Raw genomic sequence first — 205 nt, forward strand, 5'->3', positions numbered from 1 at the left:
AGGACGAGGTTGCCGAGCTTCTGGTGACCGGCCAGGGAGGACGCCTCGTGCGAGATGCCCTCCTGGAGGCAGCCGTCGCCGGCGATCGCGTAGATGAAGTGGTCGAAGGGGGACTCGCCCTGCGCCGTGTCCGGGTCGAACAGACCGCGCTCGTAGCGGGCGGCCATCGCCATGCCCACCGCGTTGGCGACACCCTGCCCGAGCG

The 205-nt window shown here is 70.7% G+C and carries 1 protein-coding gene; it reads right to left on the reverse strand.

Annotation, left to right across the window (positions count from 1 at the left end):
* On the reverse strand, window positions 1-205 hold a 205-nt coding region (locus KVT44_RS61470; RefSeq protein ID WP_217577293.1), incomplete at both ends, for a hypothetical protein.

It is taken from the genome of Streptomyces sp. GbtcB7 (assembly GCF_019091445.1).
Taxonomy (GTDB): domain Bacteria; phylum Actinomycetota; class Actinomycetes; order Streptomycetales; family Streptomycetaceae; genus Streptomyces; species Streptomyces mirabilis.